Source organism: Bacillus sp. SIMBA_008 (assembly GCF_046535495.1).
GTDB lineage: Bacteria > Bacillota > Bacilli > Bacillales > Bacillaceae > Bacillus > Bacillus subtilis.
In genome coordinates this window covers 1-320 of the sequence record NZ_JAWRWL010000197.1, presented here as the reverse complement: position 1 = coordinate 320, position 320 = coordinate 1, and the positions used below count along the sequence as shown (strand labels likewise).

The 320-nt window shown below is 41.6% G+C and carries 1 protein-coding gene; it reads left to right on the top strand.

Annotated elements, in window-relative coordinates; all coding sequences use genetic code 11:
• Positions 1–320 (top strand): sirohydrochlorin chelatase (locus tag SB658_RS22805; protein ID WP_410602517.1); only part of this gene is annotated, 320 nt, incomplete at both ends.

The following is a 320-nucleotide window of genomic DNA, read 5'->3' as shown; positions in this document are numbered from 1 at the left end:
GTACTTTATGTTGGGCATGGAAGCAGGGTAAAAGAAGCACAAGATAAAGCCATTTCTTTTATGAAAAGCTGTATGCCGTTAGTAGAAGCCGAAATACAAGAAATTTGTTTTTTAGAACTGACAGCCCCTTCTATAGAGGAAGGTTTTGAAGCCTGTGTGAAAAAAGGAGCTACACACATTGCGATCGTCCCGCTCCTCCTTTTAACTGCAATGCATGCTAAGTCGGATATTCCAGTTGAGATTGAGAAAGTACAAAAACGATACCCGCAAGTGAAGGTCACCTACGGGAAACCAATTGGGGTCAATCAAGAAGTGACAAA